Raw genomic sequence first — 9,507 nt, 5'->3', positions numbered from 1 at the left:
GGCCACTGCCCCGGCGCCCGTGTGTGGCGGAGGGCGGCGACAATCGGCCAGTGGTCGATTTTGCTCCGTCTGGGGTCGAGTATCGGCCACTGCCCAGCGTTGGTGGGAGGCCCGTGACTTCCTGACGGCGCCACCGGTCAGACGACGAACCCGCCGCCCTCGAGTGCCAACAGGAACGCCTTCCGTTCGGTGCCACCCGCGTACCCCGTCAATTTCCCCGACGACCCCACCACCCGATGACAAGGCACGACGATGCTGATCGGGTTGCGACCGTTGGCCAACCCGACGGCGCGCGCCGCGCCCGGCTGCCCGATCGCCTCGGCCAACTGGCCGTACGTCCACGTCTGCCCGTAGGGGATCGCCCGCAACGCCGTCCACACCTTCTCCTGAAAAGCGGTGCCGTGAGCGCCGAGCGGCAGGTCGAACGTCGTCCTCGTGCCCGCGAAGTACTCGACGAGTTGGTCCTCGGCGGCCGGCAGCGCATGCTCGACCCGGTCACCGAACGTCTCCGGGTTCGGGGCGGGCCGGTGCCCTGTCAGGTACAGGCCCGCCAGTGCGCCGTCGCGCTCCACGATGGTGATCTCGCCGATCGGCGACGACATGGTGCTGTAGCTCATGCTTCCTCCTCGGAGCAGCCCCGGCGACCGGGGATGGTGTTGACGGCGTGCGGGGTGAGCGACCACAGGTGCTGGGTGGCGTAGGAGCGCCAGGGTCGCCAGGCGCGAGAGCGTGCTGCGAGGTCGCCGACCCCGAGACGCTCGGCCGCCCGGATCAGCCCGAGATCGGTCGACGGGAACGCGTCCGGGTCGCCGAGGCCGCGCATCGCGACCATCTCGACCGTCCAAGGCCCGATGCCCTTGATCGCAGCCAGCCTCGCGCGGGCCTCGTCACGGTCGACGCCGACGCCCAGGTCGAGCGACCCGTCGGCCAGCGCGAGGGCGACGCGTCGAATGGTGTCGCGGCGCGCGGTGGGGAATGCGAACACCTCGTCGGATGCGCCCAGCACCTGCTCCGCCGTGGGAAACAGGTGCGTCAAGCCAGCGATCGGGGTGTTGACGGGCTCGCCGACGGCGGCGACCAGGCGCGACCCGTGGGTCCTGGCCGCGGTGGTCGACACCTGCTGGCCGAGCAGGACGCGTACCGCCATCTCGTCGCCGTCGACCCCGCGCGGGATTCGCCGTCCGGGATGCGCGGCGGTCAGTATCGTGAACGTGGGGTCTGAGGAGAGGAAGGCGTCGACGGCGACGGGGTCGGCGTCCAGGTCGAGCAGCCTGCGGACCCTCGCGACGACGGTCGGGAGCTGGCTGAGGTCGCTCAGCCCGATCCGGGCCGAAGCCCCGATGCCCGACGGCGCCAGTGACACGACCGCGTACCCCACCGGCAACCGGAGCGTGCGGTGGTAGACGCCGTCATGGAAGGCCTCGACGCCGTTGATGGCCGTGGCGATGAGGTGACCGAAAACGTTGCAGGGGCAGAACGGCTGCCGGGCGGCGAGGTCGAGGTCGATGAAGGTGAGCCCGCCGTCGACCACACCGCGACGGCGGGTCGACCGGCTGCGCAGCTCGCGCGGCGTCGTCGCATAGACCTCCTGCATCGTCGCGTTGAAGGACCGCACGCTGTTGAACCCGGCCGCGAAGGCGATGTCGGCGTGTGGGAGGTCGGTCGCCTCCAGCAGCGTGCGGGCCGTCTGGGCGCGGCGAGCCCTGGCCAGGGCGAGTGGACCGGCGCCGGCGCCGTCGATCAGGAGCCGCTGGACCTGGCGGGTCGAGTAGCCGAGGTGACGGGCGAGCCCGGGGACGCCGTCGCGGTCGACGACGCCGTCGTCGATCAGTCGGACGGCGCGGGCGAGGGCGTCGCCGCGGGTGTCCCAGTCCGGCGAGCCGGGAACCGCCCCGGGGAGGCAGCGTTTGCAGGCGCGGAAACCCGCCAGTTGGGCCGCGGCGGCGGTGGGGAAGAAGCGCACGTTGCCGGGCGCTGGGGTTCTGGCGGGGCAGGAAGGTCGACAATAGATGCCGGTGGTCAGCACCCCGGTGTAGAAGCGCCCGTCGAAGCGCGCGTCCTTGGCCCGGATGGCCCGGAGGCAGGCGTCGCGGTCGGTGTGCATGGATCAAGAGTGCCGCAGTGGACGGCCGCAAACTAGCAGGAATGCGACATGGCCGACGGGTGAACCTCTGTTGGTTGAGCAGCGCCGAAGGAGCGCAGCGACGCAGCGCGTGTTCCGTGGTTGGTTGAGCCGCGCCGAAGGAGCGCAGCGACGCAGCGCGTGTCGAAACCACTCCCGCACTCGATGCAGAATGCCGACCACAGGTCTTGGAAGTGGACTGTGCGGTCAGGTTGGGGGGCGTCACGCCGGGCTCGTTCCTCGCCGGGCGGCTCAACCAGCTTCGGGGCTGGCTCGTTCCTCGCCGGGCGGCTCAACGACCGACGCCGGATGAGCCGCGACACTCGACGTAGGCTTGATGCAGGCGGGACCTCCCGCGCCGAGCCCAACGAAGGTGGAGGCGTCTCATGGTTGACCTGCGGGTTGATCCGGATTCGGCCCAAGCGCGCCGTCAGCAGCCCCGCCGCTACCTGATGTGCCGACCCGAACACTTCGCCGTCCGCTACCGCATCAACCCCTGGATGGACCCGACGCGGCCCGTCGACGTCGCGCTCGCGCTGCGCCAATGGCAGCGCCTCCACGACACCTACCTCGCGCTCGGCCACCAGGTGGAGCTGATCCCGGCAGCCCCCGGCCTCCCAGACATGGTCTTCACCGCCAACGGCGGCTTCGTCGTCGACGGCGTCGCCCTCGGTGTCTCCTTCCGGCCCGAGCAGCGCCGACCAGAGGCGGCCCTCTTCGAGTCCTGGTTCAAGGAGCACGGCTACGAGTTCGTGGCGCCGCGGGAGATCAACGAAGGGGAGGGCGACCTCCTGCTCGTCGGCGACACGATCCTCGCCGGGCACGGCTTCCGCTCCTCGTCGGCGAGCCGCGCGGAGGTGGCCGACGTGTTCGGCAGGGAGGTCGTCCCACTCCGCCTGATCGACCCGCGCTACTACCACCTCGACACCGCACTGACGGTGCTCGACCCCGTCGAAGGGCCAGGCGGCGTGGAGCGTGCGAACATCGCCTACCTGCCGCAGGCATTCGACGACGCGAGCCGCGCCGTGCTGGCGGAGCGGTACCCCGACGCCGTCGTCGTCGATGCGACGGAGGGGGCCTTCCTCGGGCTCAACGCCATCAGCGACGGGCTGAACGTGGTGATGTCCCCGCACGCCGTCGGGTTCCAGGCCGCGCTGCGGGAGCGCGGCTACCGGCCGGTCGCCGTCGACCTGTCCGAGTTCATCCGCTCCGGCGGCTACATCAAATGCTGCACGCTCGAACTGAGGAGGCGACCATGAACGATCAGCCGGGCGCCACGGCCCGCAGCATCGAGGCCGAGGACGCCGTCCTGGCCCGCAACTACGCGCCGCTGCCGGTGGTGCTCGCCGACGGCGACGGCGTCTGGGTGCGTGACGTCGAGGGCAACCGCTACCTCGACCTGCTCTCGGCGTACTCCGCCCTCAACTTCGGCCACAGGCATCCCGCGTTGATCGCCGCCGCGCAGGACCAACTCGGGCGGCTCACGCTGACCAGCAGGGCATTCCGCAACGACAAGCTCGGAGCCTTCGCGGCCGCGTTGGCAAGGCTGTGCGGCAAGGACATGGTGCTGCCGATGAACACCGGCGCCGAGGCCGTCGAGAGCGGCATCAAGGTCGCCCGGGCATGGGCCTACCGCGTCAAGAAGGTGCCGACGGAGCAGGCGGAGATCATCGTCGCGCACGGCAACTTCCACGGGCGCACCACCACCATCGTCGGCTTCAGCGACGACCCGTCAGCCCACCTCGACTTCGGCCCCTTCACACCCGGCTTCGTGTCGGTTCGGTTCGGCGACGCGGCGGCGCTGGAGGCGGCGATCACGCCGCGGACGGCGGCCGTCCTGATCGAGCCGATCCAGGGCGAGGCCGGTGTCATCATCCCGCCCGCCGGATACCTGCGCGCGGTGCGGGAGCTGTGCGACCGACACGGCGTCTTGTTCATCGCCGACGAGATCCAATCCGGCCTCGGCCGCACGGGCGCCACATTCGCCTGCGACCGGGAGGACGTCGTGCCAGACGTCTACCTGCTCGGCAAGGCGCTCGGCGGGGGGATCGTCCCGGTGTCGGCAGTCGTCGCCGATGAAAGGGTGCTCGGGGTGCTGCGGCCAGGCGAGCACGGGTCGACGTTCGGCGGCAACCCGCTCGCCGCAGCGGTTGGGCTGGCGGTGGTCGAGCTGCTTGCCACGGGCGAGTACCAAGAGCGTGCCGCCGTGCTCGGGGAGCGCCTGGCCGGGTTGCTGGCCCCGCTGGTCGGTGACGGGGTCACCGAGACCCGGGTCGCCGGGCTGTGGGCCGGGATCGATGTCGATGAGGCGGTCGGGTCGGGGCGCCAAGTGGCGGAGCGGCTCGCGACGCGAGGGGTCCTGGTGAAAGAGACCCATGACCACACGATCCGCATCATGCCGCCGCTGGTGATCGAGGCCGAGCAGTTGGATTGGGCGGTGGAACAGCTCCGGGAGGTCCTGGCTGGACGGTGACCGCCGGCACCATCGCCTCGGTCAGGGCGCCCGGCTCAACGAATCAGGCGAGGCATCTGCGTCCTTCTTATAGGTCAGGCGGCATGCAGACTGAATCGAAGCCCCAGCGCATTGGTCACCTTCAGGACGGTCGACCAGGTCGGATTGCCCTCATCGGAAAGTGCCTTGTATAGGCCCTCGCGGCTCATGCCGACACGACGAGCTAGCTCGCTCATGTTCTGGGAGCGGGCGATGACACCAAGGGCGCGGGGAACCGCCGTTGGGTCCTCGGCCGATTCCTCCAGCGCAATCTCCAGGTAGGAGGCAACGTCTTCGATGCCGTCGAGATAGTCGGCCGCATCGAACGGTGTGTACTTCTCAAGCTTCTTCGTCATCGTCTTCGCCCTCTCTCGAACGCCAGTCGGCAGCTAGTTGTTGAGCCTTCTCGATGTCCTGTTGCTGTGTCGCCTTGTCGCCGCCACACAGCAACAAAACCAGCCGGTCGCCATGTCGTGTGAAGTAGACCCGGTAGCCAGGGCCGAAGCTCAGTCGCAGTTCGAGTACACCGTGTCCGACCGACTTCACATCGCCAGGATTCCCGTGGGCGAGGCGATCGATCCGGTCCAGGATCCGCAGCCTGCCCTGCCGGTCCTTCAGTTTTCTGAGCCAACGGTCGAACCCCTCGCTGGTGTAGACCTCGACCATGTGTCGACTATAGTTGACACTAATTGACTAGGCAACTCCGCGGGGAGCGAGCTGCAGCCCGCGCCAACCACGCTCGAGTTCATGCGCGGCCTGATCGGCGCGCCATCATGGACCGCATCGGCCGCAGGCCGAGATCGGGTCGCCGGCGCCGGATCATCCATGCGTGCGATCCGTTCCGCCGCTTGGAGTGACAAGTCCCTCGCATCGCGTCCGTGTGATCGGCGCATGACCAGCGACCCGCACCCGATCGCCGGTGCGGCCTTCACCTCGCCGGTCCCGCCGGGCACCGGAGGGGTGAAGATGTCTGTGGAGTACTTGATGTAGGCCTCAGGGGCTGTCATCTGCCTGGCGTTGCAGAAGCCGAGCACGCCGCGGAGGCTCTGCTGCGCAAGCGCGGTGCCGAGTGCTCCCGGCGAGGCCCCGATGACCGCAGCGGGGACCTGGTTGAACGAGTTCCGTCGGCCCAGTCGATCGCCTGTTTGATGTGGATTTTCCGCGAGGTCGACCGTGACCGGTGGCGCTGCGCCCTGGCACATGCACGGCCCGGTTGTCGGATCTTAACGCGGTGACGTGTTGTGGACCGGGGGTTGCCTCACCAGGGGACCCGGCCCCTGACCGACCTCGCCGTTGCAGCCAGTTCGAAGGGCCCTGAAGGCTGGCCGAGCCGTTGCCGCAGCGCAGTCTTGAGGTGTGTCTGGCCTTCGAGGCCGAGCGAGAGGGCGTAGGTTCCCGCCGGGCCTATCCCGGCCAGGAACGTGTTCCACAGCTCCTCGAAGCCGCTGTAGGTCGTCGTTGCCCGCATGGTGGTTTCCGTCACGTCTTCCAGGCCGACCTCCCGCCAGAAACGGGCCAACTCTCCCGGCCGCCCGAGCCGCAGCGGGCGCTGATCCGACGGAGCGTCGGGTTGCAGCGACTCGGCGGCTTCCCAGAAGGCGTTGAGCATCTCCATGCCTTCGGTTCCGTCCCACACGCTCGCCGAGACCAGCCCTCCGGGCCTGACCATCTCGCACAGTTGGGCAACTGCCCGGCCAGGGTCGGCCAGGAAGTAGAACACCAGTTGTGCCGCCGCGGCATCGAACGAACCCTTCGTAAACGGCGGGCCTCTACGGGGGCAAGCACCACCTCCACGCCGGGATTGTTGCGGCTACACGCCTCCACGTAGTGAGCCACCGGGTCGGCTGCTGCCACCGAGGTCGCGCCAAGCCGGTCAACGGCTTCGGCGGTCAATGCCCCGGGGCCGCAGCCAACAGAGGAATCTGCCGACGGAGGGCAGACAGAAGTCCCCGAACGCGGGCGCAAGGGCCCGCGAGTAGCGGCCCATGAAGCTGTCATAGGCGTCGGCCGGACCCTGGAACATGGCCTTGGACAACACCGGTCGCGGCGGAACCGTTCCTTCAGTTTCCATCGACAACCAACCTCCTCTTTGTAAGAGAGACTGTTTGCGGGCGTCCGTCGAACCCACCGGACCGTGTCGGACGGGTGCGCACCGGCCCGCATATCTGTTATGCGCCCCAGGCCCGTCAATGTCAATGGCGGGGCGACGGCTAGCCACCTGGCCGACCACCGAACATACGGACGGTGCTGCGGGATCCGACTGACATGCCGTCACGCGGTGCCACGGCCCGGACAGCGTCGCCGTGCGCGAAACGCCTACGCCAGGGTCATCGCGTAACCATTGCGGTCCGCCAACGGTCGGGGTGGTAGGCGATCTGAAGGCGCAGTGATCCACTGTGCTATGTGCGTGGAGCTGGTGTCGCAGTTCGAGTAAACCGCCGCACGGTGCGGGAGGGAGGAACCCTCCCGGTCAACCAGGCAACGACGAGTATCGTGACTGGATGGCTGAACATCGCTTCTTCGTGTACACGCGCTGCAACGATCTCAACTCCTCCCGACGGTTCTATACGGAGCTAATCGGCCTCAAGCAAATCTGGGACGACGACGAAAGCCTCGGCTACCTCGTCGGTCCCGCACAGTTGTCCGTGTTCCTCGATCCCGCGTCGACCGCCACACCGCACTGGTCGTTTCAGCCTGGGTGGGGGTACGGACTAAGCGTCGAGTCACGTCCACCGCTGGCGGCAGCATCGTGGAGCGTGGAGCTGTCACCCGAGGCGTTCCGGGACGCCGTTGATCGCCTGCGCACGGCCGGCGTGACGGCCTGGCGACGCGAGCCGTTCTGGGTCGGCTACTGGAGTTACGTGGTCCGGGACCCGATGGGCCAGACCGTGGAGCTGTCGGACCCGCTCAGCTCGGGCCCGGATTGCTGACTGCCCCGGGTCGGGGAGGGGTGTCTGCGTTCAATCGGGGACTATGCGACCAAGCCTTCTTCATCAACATCTGCATCGATGAAGATGACCGGATACGTGTCGAACACAACCGGCCCTTCGAAATGCTGCTCAACCCCCAAGTCAATGCCAACGCCCTGGCCTGGGCCGCAGACGCGAACAGGCCAAGGCCCGAACCTCCGCCAACATTTCCATTGGCAAGGGTTCGAGCCTTGTGCGCGGGGTGGACGCAATCAAGCACTACGGGAACAGGCGACCACGGGTCGAGAGGCTTGTTTCCGCGTGGAATCAAGGCATCTGCGAGGATGCCGCCCCTGTCAGAGAGCCGGATGACCCTCTGATCGGGGCGGCGGCGGAACCAAGCAAACGACCTCGAACACGCCTCACCGACAGCGAAGTGGACGCTATGCGAACAGCCCGCGCGCACGGAGTCAGCGTCGCGGCACTGGCGAAGCAGTTCGGCGTGCACCGCGGAGCAATGATCAGAACCTGTGGATCGGTCCTCGGCGGGTGGCGTGAGGTAGGCGTACCTTCCCGAGGATGATCTGAAGTCCAGATAGGTCTGATCAAGGGCCGGCGTTGGCGCGCTGGTTCGGGAAGGTACGCCCATGCTCAAGTTAGTCCACGACGATGCCGGCGACGAGATGATCGGGGTGTCGCTGCTCGACGAGATCGTTCGGGATGGTGCCCGTAAGATGCTGGCTGCGGCGTTGCAGGCCGAGGTGGCCGCCTACGTCGCCCAGTTCAGCGACCTGGTTGACGAGGAGGGTCGCCGTATGGTGGTCCGTAACGGCTACCATGCCGCCCGCCAGGTCACGACCGCGGCGGGGGCGGTCGAGGTTCGCCAGCCGCGTGTCAACGACCGTAGGACCGATGACGTCACCGGGCAGCGCAAACGGTTCGCCTCGGCGATCCTTCCCGCGTGGGCACGCAAGTCGCCGCGGGTGGCCGAGGTGTTGCCGCTGCTGTATCTGCACGGCCTGTCCACCGGGGACTTCGCCCCGGCGTTGGAGCAGTTCCTCGGCTCGGGTGCGGGCTTGTCGGCGGCGACGATCACCCGGCTCAACCGGGACTGGCAGGACGAGGCTGCCGGGTTCGGCCGCCGCTCCCTGGCCGGCGTCGACTACGTGTACCTGTGGGTCGACGGCATCCACCTCAAGGTCCGTCTCGAGCAGGACAAGGTGTGCCTGCTGGTCATGATCGGGGTCCGCGCCGACGGCACCAAGGAGCTCGTCGCGCTGGCCGACGGGCATCGCGAATCCGCCGAGTCGTGGGCCGACCTGCTGCGCGACTGCAAGCGCCGCGGCATGCAGGCTCCGGTGCTCGCGGTCGGGGACGGTGCGCTCGGGTTCTGGTCGGCGCTACGGGACGTGTTCCCCACCACCCGCGAGCAGCGGTGCTGGTTCCACAAAATCGGCAACGTGCTCTCAGCGCTGCCCAAGTCGGCCCACCCCGGCGCGAAACGCGCACTCGCCGAGATCCACAACGCCGAAGACCTCACCCACGCCAAAGCCGCCGCGACAGCGTTCATCGCCGAATACGGCATCAAGTGGCCCAAAGCCGCCGCCAAGATCGCCGACGACCTCGACGTGCTGACCGAGTTCTACCGGTACCCCGCCGAGCACTGGATCCACCTACGCACCACGAACCCGATCGAGTCGACCTTCGCCACCGTCCGGCTCCGCCAACGCATCACCAAAGGCCCCGGCTCCAGGGCCGCCGGGATCGCCATGGCCTTCAAACTCATCGAGTCAGCCCAGACCCGGTGGCGGGCCGTCAACGCCCCCCACCTGGTCGCCCTCGTCCGCGCCGGCGCCACCTTCATCAACGGCAAACTCGTCGAACGAGAACACCCCGAAACAGACGACCACACTCAAGCCGCATGACACGCCGATCCACAGGTCTTGACTATTCCTCTGGCAGGCGGAGCGTCAGGCCATGGGCAG

The 9,507-nt window shown here is 68.2% G+C and carries 8 protein-coding genes and 1 pseudogene; 4 read left to right on the top strand and 5 right to left on the bottom strand.

Annotation, left to right across the window (positions count from 1 at the left end; genetic code table 11):
- Nucleotides 1–137: 137 nt before the first annotated feature.
- Both BUC15_RS12700 and BUC15_RS12695 read right to left on the bottom strand, forming a co-directional pair.
- Nucleotides 138–617 carry a methylated-DNA--[protein]-cysteine S-methyltransferase gene (locus BUC15_RS12700; protein WP_073188859.1) on the bottom strand — a complete coding sequence of 160 codons (480 nt, stop codon included), beginning with the start codon at nt 615–617 and terminating at the stop codon, nt 138–140.
- Entirely contained in the window at nt 614–2,104 is a 1,491-nt protein-coding gene (locus tag BUC15_RS12695) for a DNA-3-methyladenine glycosylase 2 family protein (RefSeq protein ID WP_073188857.1), read from the bottom strand. The genes BUC15_RS12700 and BUC15_RS12695 overlap by 4 nt, the downstream gene beginning before the upstream one ends.
- Before the next feature lie 404 nt (nt 2,105–2,508).
- Here BUC15_RS12695 and ddaH point away from each other — a divergent pair, with 404 nt between their 5' ends.
- The gene (gene ddaH / locus BUC15_RS12690; protein ID WP_073188855.1) at nt 2,509–3,381 is read left to right on the top strand and encodes a dimethylargininase; all 873 of its coding nucleotides are present in this window, start codon (nt 2,509–2,511) and stop codon (nt 3,379–3,381) included.
- Nucleotides 3,378–4,595: an ornithine--oxo-acid transaminase gene (gene rocD / locus BUC15_RS12685; RefSeq protein ID WP_073188853.1), complete on the top strand. Its 1,218-nt coding sequence runs from the start codon at nt 3,378–3,380 to the stop codon at nt 4,593–4,595. Before ddaH ends, rocD begins: the two co-directional genes overlap by 4 nt.
- A 74-nt stretch (nt 4,596–4,669) precedes the next feature.
- Here rocD and BUC15_RS12680 read toward each other — a convergent pair whose 3' ends face one another.
- The 3 genes and pseudogenes from BUC15_RS12680 to BUC15_RS19100 form a co-directional block, all read right to left on the bottom strand.
- A complete protein-coding gene (locus BUC15_RS12680) occupies nt 4,670–4,969 on the bottom strand; it encodes an addiction module antidote protein (protein ID WP_073188850.1) in 300 nt (99 codons plus the stop codon).
- Nucleotides 4,953–5,279: a type II toxin-antitoxin system RelE/ParE family toxin gene (locus tag BUC15_RS12675; RefSeq protein ID WP_073188848.1), complete on the bottom strand. Its 327-nt coding sequence runs from the start codon at nt 5,277–5,279 to the stop codon at nt 4,953–4,955. Before BUC15_RS12675 ends, BUC15_RS12680 begins: the two co-directional genes overlap by 17 nt.
- Before the next feature lie 592 nt (nt 5,280–5,871).
- Nucleotides 5,872–6,363 (bottom strand): annotated as a pseudogene (locus BUC15_RS19100) (class I SAM-dependent methyltransferase); the annotation flags it as partial.
- A gap of 751 nt (nt 6,364–7,114) precedes the next feature.
- On the opposite strand from BUC15_RS19100, the gene BUC15_RS12660 reads away from it, so the two are divergent.
- Both BUC15_RS12660 and BUC15_RS12650 read left to right on the top strand, forming a co-directional pair.
- Entirely contained in the window at nt 7,115–7,543 is a 429-nt protein-coding gene (locus BUC15_RS12660; RefSeq protein ID WP_073188846.1) for a VOC family protein, read from the top strand.
- 626 nt (nt 7,544–8,169) lie between these two features.
- Nucleotides 8,170–9,447 (top strand): IS256 family transposase, encoded by a 1,278-nt coding sequence (locus tag BUC15_RS12650; protein ID WP_073188844.1) that lies wholly within the window; start codon nt 8,170–8,172, stop codon nt 9,445–9,447.
- Nucleotides 9,448–9,507 lie beyond the last annotated feature (60 nt).

This window comes from Tessaracoccus bendigoensis DSM 12906, from assembly GCF_900141915.1.
Classification (GTDB): domain Bacteria; phylum Actinomycetota; class Actinomycetes; order Propionibacteriales; family Propionibacteriaceae; genus Arachnia; species Arachnia bendigoensis.
The sequence above is the reverse complement of the archived record's forward strand: the minus strand, read 5'-3'. Positions and strand labels throughout refer to the sequence as shown.

Coding starts and splice junctions, on each gene's coding strand:
- BUC15_RS12700 (WP_073188859.1), bottom strand. CDS start 617: ATGAGCTACAGCACCATGTCGTCGCCGATCGGCGAGATCACCATCGTG.
- rocD (WP_073188853.1), top strand. CDS start 3,378: ATGAACGATCAGCCGGGCGCCACGGCCCGCAGCATCGAGGCCGAGGAC.
- BUC15_RS12660 (WP_073188846.1), top strand. CDS start 7,115: ATGGCTGAACATCGCTTCTTCGTGTACACGCGCTGCAACGATCTCAAC.
- BUC15_RS12680 (WP_073188850.1), bottom strand. CDS start 4,969: ATGACGAAGAAGCTTGAGAAGTACACACCGTTCGATGCGGCCGACTAT.
- BUC15_RS12650 (WP_073188844.1), top strand. CDS start 8,170: ATGCTCAAGTTAGTCCACGACGATGCCGGCGACGAGATGATCGGGGTG.
- ddaH (WP_073188855.1), top strand. CDS start 2,509: ATGGTTGACCTGCGGGTTGATCCGGATTCGGCCCAAGCGCGCCGTCAG.
- BUC15_RS12675 (WP_073188848.1), bottom strand. CDS start 5,279: ATGGTCGAGGTCTACACCAGCGAGGGGTTCGACCGTTGGCTCAGAAAA.
- BUC15_RS12695 (WP_073188857.1), bottom strand. CDS start 2,104: ATGCACACCGACCGCGACGCCTGCCTCCGGGCCATCCGGGCCAAGGAC.